This is a genomic window from Snodgrassella sp. B3088, from assembly GCF_026535815.1.
GTDB lineage: Bacteria > Pseudomonadota > Gammaproteobacteria > Burkholderiales > Neisseriaceae > Snodgrassella > Snodgrassella alvi_E.
Window position 1 is genome coordinate 1 of the sequence record NZ_JAFNPG010000004.1, and the last position, 18,824, is coordinate 18,824.

17 protein-coding genes are annotated in these 18,824 nt (G+C 39.1%); 11 read left to right on the top strand and 6 right to left on the bottom strand.

Annotation, left to right across the window (positions count from 1 at the left end; translation table 11 throughout):
* The 11 genes from J3U75_RS03205 to J3U75_RS03255 form a co-directional block, all read left to right on the top strand.
* The coding region (locus J3U75_RS03205; protein ID WP_267390498.1) for an RHS repeat-associated core domain-containing protein at positions 1 to 574 on the top strand (574 nt) is incomplete at its 5' end.
* A complete protein-coding gene (locus J3U75_RS03210; RefSeq protein ID WP_267390499.1) occupies positions 575 to 1,042 on the top strand; it encodes a hypothetical protein in 468 nt (155 codons plus the stop codon).
* A gap of 169 nt (positions 1,043 to 1,211) precedes the next feature.
* Complete coding sequence (locus J3U75_RS11385; protein WP_416384689.1) at positions 1,212 to 1,514, top strand: RHS repeat domain-containing protein; 303 nt, start codon at positions 1,212 to 1,214, stop codon at positions 1,512 to 1,514.
* Between the two features lie 133 nt (positions 1,515 to 1,647).
* Entirely contained in the window at positions 1,648 to 2,100 is a 453-nt protein-coding gene (locus J3U75_RS03220) for a hypothetical protein (protein WP_267390500.1), read from the top strand.
* A 380-nt stretch (positions 2,101 to 2,480) separates the two neighbouring features.
* Complete coding sequence (locus tag J3U75_RS03225; RefSeq protein WP_267390501.1) at positions 2,481 to 3,539, top strand: bifunctional transcriptional activator/DNA repair enzyme AdaA; 1,059 nt, start codon at positions 2,481 to 2,483, stop codon at positions 3,537 to 3,539.
* Between the two features lie 599 nt (positions 3,540 to 4,138).
* The gene (locus J3U75_RS03230; protein ID WP_267390502.1) at positions 4,139 to 5,296 is read left to right on the top strand and encodes a THUMP domain-containing class I SAM-dependent RNA methyltransferase; all 1,158 of its coding nucleotides are present in this window, start codon (positions 4,139 to 4,141) and stop codon (positions 5,294 to 5,296) included.
* Complete coding sequence (locus J3U75_RS03235) at positions 5,293 to 6,036, top strand: pseudouridine synthase (RefSeq protein ID WP_267390503.1); 744 nt, start codon at positions 5,293 to 5,295, stop codon at positions 6,034 to 6,036. The genes J3U75_RS03230 and J3U75_RS03235 overlap by 4 nt, the downstream gene beginning before the upstream one ends.
* 119 nt (positions 6,037 to 6,155) lie before the next feature.
* Complete coding sequence (locus J3U75_RS03240) at positions 6,156 to 6,818, top strand: CsgG/HfaB family protein (RefSeq protein WP_267390504.1); 663 nt, start codon at positions 6,156 to 6,158, stop codon at positions 6,816 to 6,818.
* 24 nt (positions 6,819 to 6,842) lie between these two features.
* A complete protein-coding gene (locus J3U75_RS03245; protein ID WP_100151644.1) occupies positions 6,843 to 7,202 on the top strand; it encodes a DUF4810 domain-containing protein in 360 nt (119 codons plus the stop codon).
* Positions 7,202 to 7,891 carry a DUF799 domain-containing protein gene (locus J3U75_RS03250; protein ID WP_267390505.1) on the top strand — a complete coding sequence of 230 codons (690 nt, stop codon included), beginning with the start codon at positions 7,202 to 7,204 and terminating at the stop codon, positions 7,889 to 7,891. Before J3U75_RS03245 ends, J3U75_RS03250 begins: the two co-directional genes overlap by 1 nt.
* A gap of 337 nt (positions 7,892 to 8,228) precedes the next feature.
* A complete protein-coding gene (locus tag J3U75_RS03255; protein WP_267390506.1) occupies positions 8,229 to 12,059 on the top strand; it encodes a DUF3683 domain-containing protein in 3,831 nt (1,276 codons plus the stop codon).
* 97 nt (positions 12,060 to 12,156) lie between these two features.
* Here J3U75_RS03255 and J3U75_RS03260 read toward each other — a convergent pair whose 3' ends face one another.
* The 6 genes from J3U75_RS03260 to J3U75_RS03285 form a co-directional block, all read right to left on the bottom strand.
* A complete protein-coding gene (locus J3U75_RS03260; protein WP_267390507.1) occupies positions 12,157 to 15,768 on the bottom strand; it encodes an SIR2 family protein in 3,612 nt (1,203 codons plus the stop codon).
* A 164-nt stretch (positions 15,769 to 15,932) separates the two neighbouring features.
* Positions 15,933 to 16,304, bottom strand: coding sequence for a hypothetical protein (locus J3U75_RS03265; protein WP_267390508.1), 372 nt, complete (start codon positions 16,302 to 16,304; stop codon positions 15,933 to 15,935).
* Positions 16,301 to 16,489 (bottom strand): hypothetical protein, encoded by a 189-nt coding sequence (locus J3U75_RS03270; protein WP_267390509.1) that lies wholly within the window; start codon positions 16,487 to 16,489, stop codon positions 16,301 to 16,303. Before J3U75_RS03270 ends, J3U75_RS03265 begins: the two co-directional genes overlap by 4 nt.
* 684 nt (positions 16,490 to 17,173) lie before the next feature.
* Entirely contained in the window at positions 17,174 to 17,635 is a 462-nt protein-coding gene (locus tag J3U75_RS03275) for a putative T6SS immunity periplasmic lipoprotein (protein ID WP_267390510.1), read from the bottom strand.
* A gap of 58 nt (positions 17,636 to 17,693) precedes the next feature.
* Positions 17,694 to 18,155: a putative T6SS immunity periplasmic lipoprotein gene (locus J3U75_RS03280; RefSeq protein ID WP_267390511.1), complete on the bottom strand. Its 462-nt coding sequence runs from the start codon at positions 18,153 to 18,155 to the stop codon at positions 17,694 to 17,696.
* Positions 18,156 to 18,213: 58 nt separating this feature from the next.
* Positions 18,214 to 18,672: a putative T6SS immunity periplasmic lipoprotein gene (locus J3U75_RS03285; RefSeq protein ID WP_267390512.1), complete on the bottom strand. Its 459-nt coding sequence runs from the start codon at positions 18,670 to 18,672 to the stop codon at positions 18,214 to 18,216.
* Between the last annotated feature and the right edge of the window lie 152 nt (positions 18,673 to 18,824).

An 18,824-nucleotide genomic window follows, 5' to 3' on the forward strand; every position in this document is an offset into this window, starting at 1 on the left:
CGAACACAGCCAGATACAACAGAACCTGAGGTATCAAGGCCAGTATTTAGACAGAGAAACGGGCTTACATTACAATACTTTTAGGTACTATGACCCAGATATAGGTAGATTTACGCAGCCGGATCCGATTGGGTTGTTGGGTGGGTTTAATCTGTATCAGTATGCGCCGAATGGGTTGATGTGGATTGATCCGTGGGGTTGGAACGGAAAACAAATAGGTACCGAAGATAACCCTTTTAATTCATCGCGTGCAGCGCGACGTGATGCTATGAGGCAAGTAGGTATTCCCACAAGTCAGCAACCAATTAGCCAATCAAAAAATAAGTCAGGACGAGAATATAGTTATATGACATCCAAAAGAATAGGTGGTGGAATGACAATATCTTCTGTCCAAGAACAAACGATGGATATAAGCCATCCAGGTAAACCGCACTGGGAAGCAGGACAGGTTAAAATGAATGATAGAGGAGAACCTATACATAATAGGTATAAAAGACCTCAATTGCGTAATGGAAAAGGTAAAGCATACTATTTGAAATCAAGTAATATATGTAATAGTAAAGGAAAAATGTAAATGAAATTTTCTGAAAATAAGCGCCAATTACTTCATAATAAACGTGAATTATTATATAGAAAGGCGCAAGGAAAAATATATAAAGACAGTTATTTTAGCAAAATTAGCAAATTTACAAATAAAGACGTTGTTATTAACAATTTTCTTAGTTTAGAAGAAACTGATATTTTGATTGACAAAATTAATTGCAAAAAAATTTTTTGGAGTAAAAAAAAATATAATTGCTCTTATAAAGAAGTCATTGCTTTTATTCAATCGAAAATGAATAATCAGTTTTTTTATTTATTGATTGATACAGAATGGAAGTATTGTGGAGCATATATTGTCATGAATGAGATTGCTGAAGAATATGATTTTGATAAATTAATTTCTGATGAAATAAGAATTATTCCCCACAACTTATCATTTCAAATTCGAATAGATTATGATTTCAACGAAATAGAATGTGAATATATTTCATATAAATAACTAAATTAATAAACTGTAGCGATAATTTTAAAACGACTTACTAAATGTAGACTGCTAAGATTAATAAAAGAAAATAGTCCAAAATTTCTCTATAAAATAAATATCTATATAGATTTAGTTTTCCAAGTTTTTGGTAAGCATCGATAAAAATTCTCAATACAAAACAAAAGTGCTGTACTACCACACCGATGTTAATGGCGCCTCGGAAGAACTTACTGATGAAGACGGTCACATTGTATGGGCGTGCAGTTATCAGCTGTGGGGCAAGCCGATACAGGAAATCGAACACAGCCAGATACAACAGAACCTGAGGTATCAGGGACAGTATTTAGACAGAGAAACGGGCTTACATTACAATACTTTCAGGTATTATGACCCGGATATAGGCAGANCCCGATTGGACTGCTGGGTGGGTTTAATTTGTATCTGCATAAACCAAAAAGAGCTTCTTTTATTTCTGAAACGTCTATAAATGATCTTTTGAGAAATCTTAATAATCAAAAAATAAATCATAGAAATTTATAATATTGAATTGAAAAGTATATGCTAAGATTTACAAACTTTATATAAAACAATTTTTACCAAATCCAAAAAGGGAATTAATAGTGATTGAAATAAATACTTTTATAAAAATAGGTCATGATCAATTTATGAATTTTTTAGCATATCATTATGATATTAAAGATGTAAATAATATTGAGGGCAGCATACATCTGAATATAAACCGTGTTATTTTATTGAAATATAATATGTGTGATTATATTGATAAACTATGGGCTAATTTAGTTGAAGGATTGGAGCAGATAAAAAACAATAACGAATTTAAAATACATTTCGAGAGCCAACCAATTGAAATAAAACTAAAACCGATAGGAAATGATGTACTGGTTAGTGTTAATAGTAATTTGAAAGTTGAAGTTTTAATAAATAAAAAATATTTTATAAAAGCCATGTCTGAACATGCATTATATTTTTTTGATAAACTTTCTGGTTTCAATAAAATTCAAGAAAATCGGTATCAATCGGAAATTGAACAATTAGAACGAATTTGCCTGTAAATCAATTAATCGAAATAATTTATATAAAGATTAGAAAAATTAAACTTATTGTTGATATTAACACTTCACAAAAATATTTATGAAATTCAAATTCATAACTATTCTATTAACTGAAAATTCGACAATAAATTAATCTAACGCATCTCAGTTTCTTTTTATATTTTAATTATTTTTGATGAAAGATTTTCATCGAAATTCATTTACCAGCTCCCAAGCTAGCAGCAATATTATTCTTCGTATTTAAATAGTCATCAAATTTTCGGTTGTGACTGATACAAATTTTTCATTAACATCATTTCATCAGATTTAATAATCAACACATTATCGATTGCCCAGCAAAGCCACAAAAACTAAGTCAGAAAAATCCAGGTAGCTAAAACATGCCCATAACAGACAAAAACATTATTCAGAAATACTATCAGGCTTTACTTGCAAAAGATCCCGCATATGTTGGTATTTTCTTTGTAGGGGTGAAAACAACTTCAATATTTTGTATTTCTACTTGCAGAGCGAGAAAACCGAAATTTGAAAATACCGTATTTTATCAAAGCGTAAAAGAAGCCCTGAATGCGGGTTATAGGCCATGTAAAATCTGCCGGCCTACCGAAAATGCAGATGAAGCGCCTGAGCAAATATTCAAAGCAATCAAAATGATTAGCCAAAATCCCAAGATAAAGATATCCGACTCGGTACTAAGAGAGCATCATATCAGTCCGGAAATCGTTAGGCGTTGGTTCAAAAAAAATTACGGCATTACTTATCAGACCTATCAACGTATGTACAGAATCAATCAAGCTTATCAAGAATTGAAAAGCGGCAAAAAAATAACGGATACAGCATTCGACCATGGTTATGAATCACTTAGTGGTTTTGGCTATACATATAAAAAATTTGTTCAAAATGCCCCCTCCAACCATGCTGAAAACAATATTATCCTGATTAACCGTTTATCCACACCCATAGGCCCAATGTTTATATGCGCCACGCAGCAAGGTATTTGTCTGCTGGAATTTGTAGACCGGCGAATGTTAGAGACGGAGTTTCAGCAATTACAAAAATTACTAAATGGAACAATCATATTTGGCGTAAATAATCATATCCAACAAGCCAGAGCAGAAATTGAGCAATACTTTCAAGGAAAAAGAAAAAATTTTACCGTCGCCCTGCATACCTCGGGGACACCATTTCAGCAATCCGTTTGGGCATGTTTACAAACCATCCCCTTTGGCGAACTATATACTTACAAACAGCAAGCCGAAAAACTAAACCATCCTAATGCAGTCAGAGCAGTAGCCAATGCAAATGGCTTGAATCGGATTGCCATCATCATTCCTTGCCACAGAGTAATTGGTTCCAACGGCCAGTTAACCGGATATAGCGGTGGATTAGAACGCAAACAATGGCTGATTAATCACGAAAAAAGCTATCAGCATTTATAACAACTAAAAACCTCATTTTATAAAACACCCTTCAATCGGACTAATCCCTTTAAGTTCTGGTAAAGACTAATTGAAGATTGTTACCAAAATTATAAGTATTATCAAAATTTTATTTTCAAATATGTATCTAATCCGGTAAGAGAAAATACTGAATCAAAACAAGTACCACAATATTTCAAATTAAGTATCCAAAGTTTATAGCTTAGGAAAATGGATAGAAGGCATGCTTATAAATGTATCAATGTATTGATTCATTCAATCAATCAGTAAACGAAATTTTAATTTATTACTCGAATAATTTTATATTTAAATATCATATTATCTGGATTTCGTAATAAATTTTAATTACTTTAGGTACACTATCCATATACTTGTGAAAATTCACACAGCTCAACCAGCCTAAAATCAGCACGATCGTGCTTTTGTTTTGCAGCAAACCAATTGGCTTTATTCACTATACAGTTTCACACTTAATCACTCAAATTTGCGTATCAGCCTGTTTAAACCATAGTCAATACATGACTTCAATATTACAATCACACCATTCAGACATGCTTGATCAAAACAAGCATAATCATTTTTTCTTTATAAAGTATTGCATGAATTCTTATTCTTTATTTGTAAGCTGCCCGCGCGGACTGGAAACCATATTAAATCAGGAACTGGTGAAGCTGGGCTGCGAACAGATTCACCCTCGCGATGGCGGTGTAGCCGTTAACGGCGATTTAGCCACAGTCTACTGCATCAATCTGCATAGTCGCGTAGCCAGCCGTGTACTCATTCGCCTTAGTAGCGGCCATTTTCGCAACGAAAACGATATTTACCAACAAGCAAAAAAAGTCGACTGGACCAAATGGTTTGACGTTAAAAAAACCTTCAAAATACATATCGAAGGCAAACAGGCGCAAATCAACAGCCTGAACTTTGCTGCCCTCAAAGTAAAAGACGCCCTTTGCGACGTTTTTCGCGAGCAAAACGGCAGTCGACCCAGCGTGGAAAAATTTCAGCCTGATATTCGCATTCATGTTTTTATCGAAAAAAACGAACTATCCATTTATCTGGATACTAGTGGTGAAGCCTTATTCAAACGCGGCTACCGCAGCGACACTGGAGAAGCACCATTACGCGAAAATCTGGCCGCTGGACTGCTGTTATTGGCAGGCTACAACGGCAGTCAGCCTTTTATGGATCCATTCTGCGGCAGCGGCACCCTCGCCATAGAAGCAGCATTGATAGCCAGCAACAGCGCCCCCGGCCTAGAGCGTGCTTTCGGATTTGAACATCTGCTCAATTACGATGCCAACTTATGGCAGCTGCTGCGCCGTAACGCATTATCCGCAAAATGCCAGCCCCAAGCACCGATTTCTGGTGCAGATATTGAGGGGAAACTGATTGTACTAGCTCAAAATAATGCTCGTTATGCCGAAGTAGAACAGTATATCCAGTGGCAGACTGCCGATGCGCTGGATACCCGCCCCAATGGTACCAACGGTATTATGCTCAGCAATCCCCCCTACGGTGTGCGCTTGTCTGAAATCCAGTTACTACACGCTTTATACCCTCAAATGGGAAGCTGGTTGAAACAACATTTTGCCGGCTGGCTGATTGGTATGTTCAGTGCCGATCGAGATATGCCCAAACTAATGCGCCTGTCGCCCAAACGCAAGATTCCGCTTTTCAATGGCAATCTGGATTGCCGCCTATTCCTGCTGGACATGGTAGCCGGTTCTAATCGAAATAAAGAGCACAAAGCATGACAACCGAACAGTACGAAGTACAACGTCTGTCCAAACGCATGGCACAATTGGGCTTATGCTCACGCCGTGAAGCTGACAGCTATATTGAACAGGGCTGGGTAAAAGTCAATGGCGTTACAGCTGTACTCGGACAGAAAGTACTAGACTCAGACCGCATCGACCTCAACCGGCAGGCACACCGCCAACAAGCCGAACGCGTCACCATCCTCTTAAATAAGCCTGTTGGCTATGTTAGTGCGCAACCTGAAAAAGGCTATCGAGCAGCCGTCGAACTGATTACCGAAACCAATCATTGGCTGGAAGACAAAAGCCCCATTCACTTTCAGGCTACCCATACACGCCATTTGGCACCGGCCGGCCGGCTGGACATCGACTCTGTTGGATTACTTGTCCTCACTCAGGATGGGCGAATTGCCAAACAGCTAATAGGTGAAAACAGTGGCATAGAAAAAGAATATTTAGTACGCGTCAGCGGGCGTTTAGATGATAAAGGCTTGGCACTACTGAACCACGGTCTTAGTTTGGATGGTGAAAAATTGCGGCCGGCCAAAGTAAACTGGCAGAATCAGGATCAATTGAAATTTATCTTGAAACAAGGTAAAAAACGCCAGATACGACGCATGTGTGAACTTGTGGGCCTGAAAGTGATTGGACTAAAACGCGTCCGCATGGGCAGAATCAAACTTGGTGCCCTTCCCCCCGGCCAATGGCGCTACCTGAGCCCACAGGAAAAATTCTGATACTAAAATTAATAGAGAAATCTAGTAATAAAATTTACTTCAGATTTCAACTAATATAATTTTGACATAAAAAAACAGTCTCTATATACTTTGCCCAAATTAATTTAACATAAATAACCATGAATAAATTTTATTTAACCTTATTAAGCGCATTTTTATTATCAGCCTGTGCCACCGAAAGCTCACAAGTTTTAAATGTACCTAAAATAGAAACCTATCAGCAGGCATACAATGGTATAAAAGCTCCATTGGCAGTGGGTAAATTTGATAGCCGTGGCAATATGGGCGGGGGCATTTTCAGTAACAGTACAGACCAATTGACCAGCCAGGCTAAAACCATCTTAATGGCAGATTTGCAGCAAACCGGACGTTTTTCAGTTCTTGACCGTGGCAACATGGATGAAATCAAAAACGAAGCAAATTTCAAAGGAATGAATCAGAAAATTAAGGGTGCGCGCTACGTAGTAACTGGAGCCATAACTGAATTCGGTCGCAGAAATATTGGTGATCAGCAACTATTTGGCATACTAGGACAGGGTAAAACACAAGTAGCCTATGCCAAAGTTACACTGAGCATCGTAGACGTTCAATCCTCCGAAATTGTCTTCTCAAGTCAAGGTGCTGGTGAATTCAAACTTTCTTCACGAGAAATACTTGGTACCGGTGGCCATGCAGGCTACGACGCCACATTAAATGGAAAAGTTTTGGATCTGGCTATTCGCGAAGCAGTTAATAATCTAGTACGCGGTATAGATAAAGGACAATGGAATCCTCAACCTTAAATATAAATATTAGGTAAAACAAAAATGAAACATATCTTAACAACGGCCATAGCTGCCTTGTTATTGGCTGCGTGTGCTCAGAACAATCAGCCAGCTCGCACACTTTATTACTGGGGAGATTTCAACAAACAGCAATATCAGACCCTTAATAATGCCCTGACTCCTCAGGAACAAATAGCCAACATGGAAAAATATTTCCTTGATGCACAAAGCAATCAGGCTAAAGCTGCCCCCGGTACCCATGCACATTTGGGCATGCTTTATGCCAAAGTAGGTAATTTAGCCGGAGCCAAGACTCAGTTTGAAATGGAAAAACAAGCGTTTCCTGAATCAACCGCCTACATGAACTTTCTGCTCAAAAATGTAGCCGGAGTAAAATCATAATGCGACTAATCAAACTATTATTACCCTTGTCTGTAGCCACCATACTTTCAGCATGTGGCACCACTGCACAGAAACAGCCCTACGATTACAGCAAATTTCAGCGCACTAACCCCCGTTCTATACTGATAGTACAGCCAACTAGCTCATCAGTAGAAGTAAAAGCACCCAATGCTGTCTTAGCTCAATCAACCAGACCATTGGCAGAATCTGGCTACTATGTATTTCCAGTCGTTTTGGTCAATGAGACATTTAAAGAAAACGGATTAAATGACGGTGCAGAAATACAGGCTGTTGATTTGAAGAAAATTCGTCAAGTCTATAATCCAGATGCTATCCTATATATGGATATAGATGATTACGGTACCAAATATCAAGTGATCAACAGCACTACTACAGTAAGCGTTTCAGCTAAATTAGTTGATGCCAAAACCGGTGATATCATTTGGACAGGTGCAAAAAAAATTACCGTTAACTCCAATGATAACGGAAATCAGGGTTTTCTAAGCGCAGTCACATCTGCTTTAATATCTCAGATTAAAGACAAAGTAAAAGACACTGCTTTTGACCTAGCCGGAAATGTTGAAGCAAACCTGCTTTCTGCCGGCAGGACAGATGGTATTCTTTATGGCCCCTATCACCCAGCCTATCAAAAACCGGTCACACAGCTACCTCCTGTGCAAAACCAATAAATGCCAAAGCCCTTTAATTCAAATTAAAGGGCTTTTTAATGAAATGACAAAATATCAGAAATTTCAAAAAATAATAAAATCAAAATACGACAAATAAACAACAATAATATTGTTTATAAGCTGAAAATATATAAAAACAATACCATAGCAAACCAGACTGACAACTTATACATGAAACAAAATCCCATTACACCGTCAGATTTTTCCATTGCCACACATTTCGTTTTCACCTAAATTGTCAGCAGACAAAAATACGAAATACAGCGTAAATCAGTTAAAATAACCCGTTTACAGATTCATTAATTTAACGCCAGCAGAGCGGAACGGAACACATTTAATGAGCACACAGACCAATCAGCGCATACGCGAAATTCCCTATAACTACACCTCCTTTTCAGACCGAGAAATAGTTATCCGTCTTCTAGGTAGCCAGTCGTGGGAATTATTGCAACAACTGCGCGAACAAAGACGCACAGGTCGCTCTGCACGCATGCTGTTTGAAATACTGGGTGACATCTGGGCAGTAATTCGCAACCCCTACCTTATCGACGACTTACTCGAACATCAGCACCGTCAACAGGCACTGGTCAAAGAAATGCATCACCGCCTAAACGAAATTCAAAAACGGCGCGATAACAACCAGCAGGTTGCCCAGCTCATAGAGAGCACCGAACAGGCCATCAACGATTTTGACAGCAGCTTCGGCAAAACCCGCAGCAAACGCGAACAAGTATTTAACCGTCTGCGCAAAATCACTCATAAAGACAACATCATGTTTGATGGTCTGGCACGCGTGACACACGTTACCGATGCCACCGACTGGCGCATCGAATACCCTTTCGTTGTCATCAACCCAGACCACGAAAAAGAAGTTGCCCCGCTGGTTCGCGCCCTGATAGAGCTTGAACTAACCATTATCCCGCGCGGCGGCGGTACCGGCTACACCGGCGGTGCCATCCCCATGGACGCCATGAGCGCCGTTATCAACACAGAAAAACTCGACCAGTACAGCCCTGTAGCCTTACAAGCATTACCTGGACTCGAAGGCACCCACCCCGTTATCACCTGTGGTGCTGGCGTCGTTACCCGCCGTATAGAAGAAGCCGCCACAGCAGCCGGCTGGGTATTTGCCGTCGACCCCACCTCAGCCGATGCCTGCTGTATCGGCGGCAACGTAGCCATGAACGCCGGCGGAAAAAAAGCCGTATTATGGGGCACCACCCTTGACAACCTCGCATGGTGGAAAATGGTTAACCCCCAAGGCCAGTGGCTGAAAATCGAACGCGTGCGCCACAACTTCGGCAAAATCCACGACGAAACCACCGCCATCTTCGACATCCACACCCTTGATAACGATGGCTATTCCATCATCAAAACCGAGCGCCTCGAAGTGCCCGGCCAGCGATTCCGCAAAGTCGGACTCGGTAAAGACGTTACCGACAAATTTCTTGCAGGCGTACCCGGCGTACAAAAAGAAGGCACCGACGGCATCATCACCTCAGCCGCCTTCGTCCTGCATCGCATGCCCAAATATACCCGCACCGTGTGCATGGAATTCTTTGGCACCGTAGCCAACGCTACCCCCTCCATCGTCGAGGTGCGCAACTACATGCTCAACCACAAAACCGTCAAACTCGCGGGGCTGGAGCATCTCGACTGGCGCTACGTCCGCGCCGTTGGCTACGCCACCAAGGCAGCCGGCAAAGGCCGCCCGAAAATGGTATTACTGGCCGACATCGTCTCCGACGATGAAAACGAAGTACAAGCCGCCGCTGCCCACATCGTGCGGCTGGCCAATGCCCGCTGTGGCGAAGGCTTTATCGCCGTCACCCCTGAAGCGCGCAAAACATTCTGGCTCGACCGCTCCCGCACTGCCGCCATTGCCCGCCATACCAACGCCTTCAAAATCAACGAAGACGTTGTTATCCCATTAGAACAGCTCGGCAGCTACTCCGACGGCATCGAACGCATCAACATCGAACTGTCCATCCAGAACAAACTGGCCTTGTGCGCCGCCATCATCGACTACCTGCAAACCAAACTGCCCGTAGACAAACTCGACACCGACCTGTCCAGCGCCGAATTGCTCGGTTCACGTAAACAACATGCACTGGATTACGTCACCAGCATCCAGAGTCGCTGGACATGGCTGCTAAACCATCTCGATGCCCCACTGACAGACTACCTGCAACAATTTCCGCAGAAACTCGAAAACGACGAACCTGTCTCAGACCAAAGCTGCTTTATCGCCATGCGCGACTTTCACCTGCGTGTTTCCGTTAAACGCGACATCATGCAGCCACTGGCAGAAATCTTCAGCGGCAAAACCGACACCCTCATACTGGAAAAACTCGACGAAATCCACCGCCACATCATTCGCGGCCGCGTATTCGTTGCCCTGCACATGCATGCCGGAGACGGCAACGTCCACACCAACATACCAGTAAACTCCGACGACTACGACATGCTGCAAACTGCGCATCAGGCCGTAGACCGCATCATGGCACTGGCTCGCAGCCTTAACGGCGTAATTTCCGGCGAACACGGCATCGGCATCACCAAAATCGACTACCTCACCACAGCCGAAATGCAGCCTTACTGGGACTACAAAAAACAAGTAGACCCACATGGCCACTTTAACCGTGGCAAACTGATGCCCGGCGCCAACCTCGACAAAGCCTATACCCCATCATTCGAATTGCTCGGCGTAGAATCCCTAATCATGGAGCAGTCCGAACTCGGCCAAATTGCCCATTCTATCAAAGACTGCCTGCGCTGCGGCAAATGCAAACCCGTGTGCAGCACCCACGTACCGCGCGCCAACCTGCTTTACTCCCCGCGCAACAAAATCCTTGGCGTCGGACTCCTTACCGAGGCATTCCTGTACGAAGAACAGACCCGCCGCGGCGTTTCTCTAAAACACTTTGATGAACTCAACAGCGTAGCCGACCATTGCACCGTCTGCCACCGCTGCATCAAACCGTGCCCCGTAAAAATCGACTTTGGCGACGTAACCGTTGCCATGCGCAACTACCTGCGCAAAGCTGGCAAAAAAAAATTCAACCCCACTGTCTACATGGGCATGGCCTTTCTTAACGCCACAGACCCCAGAACCATCAAAGCCCTGCGCGCAGGCGTAATCAAAACCGGCTTTAGACTGCAAAACTGGGGCTACGAAATGGGCAAACACTTCAGCCTAGGCTGGCTCAAACGCCAGAAAACCGCCCCGCGTGCCACCACCGCCAAACCCGAAATCCGCGAACAAGTTGTTCATTTTATAAATCGGCCACTGCCGCGCCACGTACCGATTAAAACAGCGCGTGCCCTGCTTAATATCGAAGACAGCACCACCGTACCAATTATTCGCAACCCACAAGTAAGCGAAGAAACCGAAGCCGTTTTCTACTTCCCCGGCTGCGGCTCCGAACGCCTGTTCAGCCAGATAGGCTTAGCCACACAAGCCATGTTATGGCATGTAGGCGTACAAACCGTACTGCCTCCGGGTTACCTGTGTTGCGGCTATCCGCAGACCGCCGGCGGCAACAAAGACAAAGGTGACAAAATCACCATGGACAACCGCGTCCTCTTCCACCGCGTGGCCAATACCCTCAACTATCTCGATATCAAAACCGTAGTCGTAAGCTGCGGCACCTGCTACGACCAGCTCAGCGATTACCATTTCGACAAAATTTTCCCCGGCTGCCGCGTACTAGATATCCACGAATACTTGTTGGAAAAAGGGCTGAAACTCGATGGCATCAAAGGTCAGCAATACCTGTATCACGACCCTTGCCATACCCCTATCAAAACCACCCAGCCAATCAAAGTAGTTAACGAACTGATGGGACAAAACGTACCCTTGTCCGACCGCTGCTGCGGTGAATCCGGCATGTTTGCCGTCAACCGCCCCGATATCGCCACACAAGTACGTTTCCGCAAACTGGAAGAAATCGAAAAAGGCAAAGCCAAATTGCCTCAAGGCGAACCAGTAAAAATACTCACCAGTTGCCCCGCCTGCCTGCAAGGGCTTAGCAGATATACCGACGATGCCAATATCAAAGCCGATTATGTCGTGATAGAAATGGCCAAACACATACTAGGCGAAAACTGGCAGGATGAATTTGTGCAAAAAGCCAGCAATGGGGGAATTGAACGAGTGTTGTTGTAAGTAATAAAGAACAAGGTTGCTGGCATATAATATGGAGCAACCTTATTTTTATAAAATATTAATCTTAACCATTGAAATAAATATGCATAAAAGATATTTATTTACAATATTCATCTTGTTCCGCAAATCGAACTTCTGGCAATGCATCGTTTTTAGCTTTATCCAAAATATTTTGTAAAGCTGGGATTGGTTCATTTCTTTGTTTCAGAATATCACGTGCTAATTTGACACATTCTGCTCGTATATTTGAAAGTACGATTACATCTTCATTTTCTTCTTCATAATTCATATAGTCTGCTTTCTCAAATAACTCTGGTAAATTTTCAATTAAATTATTTATATCATTAGCAGTTAACCAATTGTCATTAAGCATCTTATTAACCATTGCTAAAACAGCGACTAATCCCAAAAAATAACCTAGTTCAATCATATAAATTAATTTTTCAATGAATGGCCGAATAACACTTTTATCTGATTTAAGCCCACGTCCCCATTCATAAATTGCCTTAGCAGAATAACTAATTGATTGAATATTCTCACTTCTTAGACCACTGCGAATTATTCTCTGAACTTCTCCGTTCCAAGCACCATTATGTAAAACAAAGGGTATTAATGCGACAACGGCCGCATCAAATTTTACCTCTGAAAGATATTTACAAAGTGCATTAAATCGACTTTGATTCTTAGCCTCATCAGGAAGCATTGGAACTATTGCCGTATAAAGTACCGAACCAATAAATTTAGCAATATTTTTTTCTATATGATAATCATCTAGATAGTATTTAAAGTCTTTAGACTCTGAAAAGCGCCAACTAACTAGCTTATCGAAATAATCAACAGCTTGCTCTGGAGTAGGCAAAATATTATTCAGTGGCCTTAAAGCTAAATTTTTTATAATTGCTAATTTTTGACCATTAAAATCATTTTTTTCAAGTGATGAATAAATATTATCGGCTATTAATTTTTTAATTATATTCAGATTATTATCTGGACATAAAGCCAGTAAAACGCTCACATATATATATTGATTTTTATATGAACTAGGTAAATGTTGAAAATCGAAATTTTTTCCACATATAATTTCAACTAATTCTTTTCTTTCCTCTTTAGTTATGAAATTATTTTCAATTAATGGAAACAAACGGCATAAAATGTTTTGCCCAGTTTCAGAAGAAATTTTTTTAATTGCAAGTGTATTAATCAGATTTTTTATCAAATAAGTAATCTTTATATTTCCATCGCGCGTACCCGGATAATATATAATTACATTAGGATAATCATTATTATCTACCAATGGAAAATTTAATATATCTACCAAAAACTCACTGTGCTTATTTTTAGGTATGGATTGCAGTGAATACAAAATTAAATGGCTTAAAGATTTAAAAATTCTAGTTTTTTTAACTCCTTTAGAACCGATTTCCATTGCCAATTTGAATGTTTCTTTAGCTTTATTAATCGAATTTCGAATTTGTATTCTTGCTAAAAATTCTAAATATATGGATAAACGAATTTCTATTTCATTTTGATTTTCTTTAATTTTATTAGAGAGTGCTTTATTCAACCAATACTTTACTGCTTTTTGAAAACAATCAAGCAATATATCCACTTCTTTTCTATCCATTTGTGCAATCTTGTTACGACTTAAAATAGAATTAATTTCATTAGCTTTTTCATCTTTTACTGAACGAACAATAAAACCAATTCGCGTGAGTTTATCTAGTTCAGAAATTTCCGAAAATTTAAAAGCTTCTTTACTCAGTAAATTAAAATTTTTCCACCGAAATGGTAAACCAACTGTATTACAGAGGTAATCGAACCAGACTTCTGTTGCAAAAGGAGTAATTTTTAAGCTAGTTGCAATTGAAACTGTATTTGAATTATCTATATAATGGCCAGATTCAAATGCAGGAGTTTTTTTAGTTTGCCTTTGTTCTTTGTTTTGTTCTTCAAGATGGTCAGTAATTTCATTGTCAAGCGACAACAGAAAATCATAGGGGTTGCATTTCTTTATTGTAAACTTCTGCTCATAAACTTTCACATATTCATCGTATAAAATAAAATTTATTATTCTCTCTAAGTATTTAGCCCAAGCAAATCTGGAAAGAAAATATATTGAATTTTTATTATTACGATAACCTATAGATAATTCATAAACTGCTTGCTTAACCAGATTAGCACTTTTTTGATATTCCGCTAGTTCAACTAATAAATAAGCTTTCCTAAGTTTCCAGATTGGATCTAGTTCAGATATTTTATCTAATTGTTTTTCAATCATATAATAATCCATTTTATCAAGCGCAACTATTGCCTGATGATAAGCCAATTCTGTTTTCAATTCTGGCCAATTATGGATGTTATTGTTTAACCTTGCGCTTATTTTTTCTAAATCTTTATGTAATTTCGAATCTTTATCTGCCCATCTGGAATATTTAAGCAGAAACAATGCAATTTCTAATTGTTGCTTAATTGTTAATTTGCAAAGTTGCTCTGAATCAAAAATTCTTAAAAATAAATCTATATATTCTTCATCTAATGGTTTAGAACTTACTTGGTATAACCAGAATATTTCATATAATAATTTATCACGCAGTTCTTTGTTAATATTATTTATTTCATAAACTAATATAGACAACGTATCTAAATTTTTTATAATACCCCAACGCTTTTCAAATGGGCATACCAACCAGTTCGGATATGACTTTCTGTCTTTCTTCAAAAGCGGGAGTAATATATTTTGAATTTGTTGCTCGCTTTCCAATTTTTTAGTAGATTCATTGAATAAATTATAAAGATTTATATGTGAATTTATCTCTGCTGGTTTCCAATCCCATGTATATTCCGATTTAAATTCTTCTAATTTTTTCAGAAATAATTTTATAACTGTTTTATGTTGCAAATTTTTATCATCAAAATCAGCAACTAAACCATGTAAATCGATAGGCGCCACATTAAGGCTTTCTAAATATTTTCTTTTAGCTGCTGAAAGATTTAATGCACCAACCAGATAAATACGACGAGCATTAGATTGGAGATTATCTCTTACCCAACCAATCCATTGTAAAAAGTTCGGGTCATCACCGGAAAAGCCGATTAAACACAATTCATTTTCAACAAATACCTGCCGGACAAAATTAACGAAAATGCCATATTTTTTCGGATAACAACGATAATCTTCCTGCGTGAATATCAAATCACTGCTTACATTAATTGTGCCATGCAATTTAACAATACGGGGCGAATGACAGCTAGCCATATCTTCTTGTTTACTCGCAATATCGTATATGGGTTCGTGTATATTTTTAGCCCCTCGTTCCAGCAAAGTATCCCAGTTGGTTGTTAAAACTTCTGACCATGGCATAGATAATAATTGTTCATAAAGTTCAGCAGGCTCCCATATTTCATCTTCCACTGCATTTTTTAACAAATCATATAGTCTCGCTTTCCCAAAATAATCTTGATACATTTGCGCCAGTCGTAATGCGTCGGTATGCTCACTTTCACCCAATTCATCAGCCAGTTTTTGGGCTAAATCTCGCCAAATAGGTAGTTTTTTATCAGTATCGTAAGTGGTAGCTGCGCAACGACTAAAACCTGCGCCCACCATAATCGCTACTCCGTGTCCAAATTTATCACGCTGCCAGAGAGCCTGCGCCAATTTTTCGATTAAAGGATAATCGGTTAACTTTGTAATATCATCTTCATTCATATTTCTATACCCCCAGTAAACCAATTTTTATGGTTCTTGCTAAAAATCAACTTTTCTTTTTTTGCCGTAGACAATATTTAGCTAAGCAAATTAACACTGTAATGTACCAAAAAACGCTTATAGCCGTGAAAGCGATAAGCGTGTTAATTGTTACTATAAATTTATCAGCAATAAGAACTAGTAATCATTTTGCAGCTGCTTTCAATGCTATTAATACTGGTTTTCAGGCTGGAAAGCAAGATGCTAAGTATACCTGCGAATTGCAGCATATTTTGATTGTCTACCAGCAGGCTCTGGCTGTTGATTTGCTGGCGTTCGAGCTGAAGCTGGCCGAGGGTGCTGATAAGAAAATCGATGTTGCGGCTGGTGCTCTGGCAGTATTCGATGATGGTACTTAGCTCATGCTGTTTGAGCATAAGAGCTTTTTCTGCGGGGGTTTGGGTTTTGTCTTGAATAATGGCCAGCTCACTAGCCTGTTCAAGCAGTAAGGCGGGGCTATTGCTTAGGCTGGCGTCGATATATTGTTGCTGCGTCATTGTACACCTCCGCCAAGATTGCTGGTTTGAAAGTGGTGTTCACCTGATTGGCGGCTTGTTACTGTTCCTTTTACAGCGCAATAGATTTTCAATTTACCCGCATACCGAGCAACTGGTTGTGATGAAAGAAGGGAAGACAGAAGCAGATATTCACTGCATGGGATAAGCTGCTGAATTGCTTTCATGTTGGTAGCCTTTCATAATAACTTTGAGAAAGCCTACTTCCATACTGACAAGCATAAGACAAATTGACTGACAGGCAGTATGAACCGTAGGCAGAAAACCTATTTGCCATGGTTCACTGTTTAAAGCACACCACTGGCACGGGATTCAGACAATAACCGCTCAATAAAATTATTGGCGGTGTTGTCTGTCATACTAATCAGCCTGTCAAAGCTGGCTGCGCTATTGAACGCAGCAAAGTTTTTTTGCTGGTTAATTATTGATATGTCAATAAGCTGTTCACGCTATGGTATAGGATTCTGCTGATATTTTTAGTTATACAACCAATTTTCCCAATCGGCACCACACTCTGCCCTGTCCTCGCCTCAGACAGGCTGAAAAAGCCAGTTTCTTTACCCATAATTGCAAGATGATCCTGCGTAACTATAACCGCGCTTTCACGGCCATCTACAGCTATGTAATTCCGCTTTCTATTGGTTTTTTCACTAAAATTCCCTTTTCCTTTTACTCTGTTTGGTTTATGTTCTGCCCCATTAGCCACTACTTGCTATAACCACAATATTGCTTAGCTGAGCCATTATTTTTTTTCCCGTCCCTTATTTATGTATAAGGCTTTGAGTTAAACAATGCTTATTCAGGAAAGACATTTTTAGGATAAAAAACAACTTACTTTTCCCTGAATACAATCAAATATCATTCCGAGCTTTTTCATCAAGTAATAATTGTAGTGAATTATCCTTATTTCTTATGATACGCATATATCTTATCCAATCTTTCTGTGTTGATTTCTGCGATTTATTATTTTTCATTTCTTCAGAGGTGAAACCAATGGAATACGGAATATTAGTTTGAAAATGGAAATTAAAATTTATGCATTGCTGATTTTTGACATAATACAGTTTTGCAGAATCTGAATAATCTTGGCTCCAGAGTTCTCCCACTCCAGCTTGATGGACATCTGAATTTAAAATATGAAATTCTTTTATTTGCCTGAAAAAATCTTCATTCTCTGGAATACTAATGCAGGGCTGGCCATCTTTTGTTAATACTATATCTGGCGTATGAAATACATTACGATGCAATATGCAACCTGTTATCAAGGCTGCTGGAAGAAATACTGGCAAAATTCGAAAAAGTTTTTTATTCATTCTCCTTGTGTCCCTATGAATTTCATACAGGTAATGTGCTATATTGCTTCAACCAAAATCAAGAATAATCACGTGCCTCAGCGTCTAATAATAATTGCAACGTTCCATCTGGTTTTTTTATGATTTGCATATATCTCATCCATTCTTTATCAGTAGATTTATTATTTTCTTCATTGCCTTTCTCATTTGAAAAAAAACCTATATGGTAGGGAATATTATTCTGAAAATGATAATTAAAAATCAGGCATTGATCATTTTGAACATAATAGGGTTTTGCAGAATGAAAATAATTTTTACTCCAAAGTTCTCCTACTCCTACTTGATAAACATATAAATATGAAATATCAAATTCTTTTTTTCGTCGGAAAAAATCTTCATTTGCGGGTATACTGATACATGGTTGTCCATCCTTTTTTAATTCAATTTCGGGCGTATAAAATACATTGTTGTGCAATATGCAACCTGTTATCAAAGTTATTGTAAGGACTATTGGCAAAATGCGAAAAAGATTTTTATTCATTCTCCTTGTGTCCTAATAAATATCATCCAGATAATGTGCTGTATAGCTTCAATCAAAATCAAGAATAATCACGAGCCTCTTCGTCTAATAATAATTGCAACGTTCCATCTGATTTTTTTATTATTCGCATATACCTCATCCACACTTTCTTTGTAGATTTTCTATTTTCTTCATCCCCTTTTTCTGTAGAAAAAAAACCAATATCATATAAAATATTAGTCTGGAATTTATAATTGAAATATAAACATTGTTGGTTCTTTACATAATAATAATTTTTAGAATCTAAAAAATTTTTGCTCCAGAGTTCCCCTACTCCAGTTTGATAGACATCTAAGCCTAAAATATTAAATTCTTTTTGGCGACGGAAAAAATCTTCATTCGAGGGGATACTTATGCAAGGTTGGCCATCTTTTTTTAATACAATATCCGGGGTATAAGGCCTTATACAACCTGTAATCAGGATTACTAGAAACATAATTAATCCCCTGCATGGATATTTTGTTATCAACCTCTTCATACTTTATTCCTTATTGATTTTCGAATAAAAATAGACTTGAAAGCCTTCTAGTTAACAGTTAATGATTGAAATATAGGTTAAAAATATCAAACTGCAAAGATAAATCTTATTCTGGTAGACAAATTCATTACTAATTGTATTTTATGATCATT

Excerpts from the sequence above, each read along its gene's own strand:
- J3U75_RS03210 (WP_267390499.1), top strand. The coding sequence starts at position 575 with ATGAAATTTTCTGAAAATAAGCGCCAATTACTTCATAATAAACGTGAA.
- J3U75_RS03225 (WP_267390501.1), top strand. The coding sequence starts at position 2,481 with ATGCCCATAACAGACAAAAACATTATTCAGAAATACTATCAGGCTTTA.
- J3U75_RS03230 (WP_267390502.1), top strand. The coding sequence starts at position 4,139 with ATGAATTCTTATTCTTTATTTGTAAGCTGCCCGCGCGGACTGGAAACC.
- J3U75_RS03235 (WP_267390503.1), top strand. The coding sequence starts at position 5,293 with ATGACAACCGAACAGTACGAAGTACAACGTCTGTCCAAACGCATGGCA.
- J3U75_RS03240 (WP_267390504.1), top strand. The coding sequence starts at position 6,156 with ATGAATAAATTTTATTTAACCTTATTAAGCGCATTTTTATTATCAGCC.
- J3U75_RS03245 (WP_100151644.1), top strand. The coding sequence starts at position 6,843 with ATGAAACATATCTTAACAACGGCCATAGCTGCCTTGTTATTGGCTGCG.
- J3U75_RS03250 (WP_267390505.1), top strand. The coding sequence starts at position 7,202 with ATGCGACTAATCAAACTATTATTACCCTTGTCTGTAGCCACCATACTT.
- J3U75_RS03255 (WP_267390506.1), top strand. The coding sequence starts at position 8,229 with ATGAGCACACAGACCAATCAGCGCATACGCGAAATTCCCTATAACTAC.
- J3U75_RS03260 (WP_267390507.1), bottom strand. The coding sequence starts at position 15,768 with ATGAATGAAGATGATATTACAAAGTTAACCGATTATCCTTTAATCGAA.
- J3U75_RS03265 (WP_267390508.1), bottom strand. The coding sequence starts at position 16,304 with ATGACGCAGCAACAATATATCGACGCCAGCCTAAGCAATAGCCCCGCC.
- J3U75_RS03270 (WP_267390509.1), bottom strand. The coding sequence starts at position 16,489 with ATGAAAGCAATTCAGCAGCTTATCCCATGCAGTGAATATCTGCTTCTG.
- J3U75_RS03275 (WP_267390510.1), bottom strand. The coding sequence starts at position 17,635 with ATGAATAAAAAACTTTTTCGAATTTTGCCAGTATTTCTTCCAGCAGCC.
- J3U75_RS03280 (WP_267390511.1), bottom strand. The coding sequence starts at position 18,155 with ATGAATAAAAATCTTTTTCGCATTTTGCCAATAGTCCTTACAATAACT.
- J3U75_RS03285 (WP_267390512.1), bottom strand. The coding sequence starts at position 18,672 with ATGAAGAGGTTGATAACAAAATATCCATGCAGGGGATTAATTATGTTT.